Origin of the sequence: Aquiflexum lacus (assembly GCF_015476655.1) — a bacterium.
In the GTDB taxonomy this organism is placed as follows: Bacteria; Bacteroidota; Bacteroidia; order Cytophagales; family Cyclobacteriaceae; genus Aquiflexum; species Aquiflexum lacus.
On sequence record NZ_JABFHF010000095.1, the window covers coordinates 1 to 388 of the forward strand.

1 protein-coding gene is annotated in these 388 nt (G+C 52.3%); it reads left to right on the plus strand.

Translation table 11 applies throughout. The annotated features are described in order from the left end of the window. Nucleotides 1-134: 134 nt before the first annotated feature. On the plus strand, nucleotides 135-388 hold a 254-nt coding region (locus HMJ38_RS25185), incomplete at its 3' end, for a hypothetical protein (protein ID WP_228780281.1).

Genomic DNA, 388 nt, shown 5'->3' on the forward strand with positions numbered 1-388 from the left:
CTTCCGCAGGTGATCTGGTCATCGGGGCCATCGGAACAGTACAGCGGTTCAAAGGGGCCATTGACGACCTCAGGCTTTACGGCAGGGCACTGGACGTATCGGAAATCTTCGGACTTTATGATGGTGAAGTTCCATTGCCAGGAGTTCCCCAGCTTGTGGCACCTGCCAACGGGGCAGCTTCTGTTATCGTTCCGGAGGTACAGTTCTTATGGCTTGCTTCGGAATTTGTCCTCGGTTACCAGCTACAGCTTGCTACCGATCATGGTTTTAGTCAGATTGTCCTCGATACCGAAACATCTGACATCTCGTTCGGAACGGATGTTCTTCTTGCCGATACGGATTACTTCTGGCGGGTCAGATCCCTGAATACAGGAGGTAGCTCCGATTG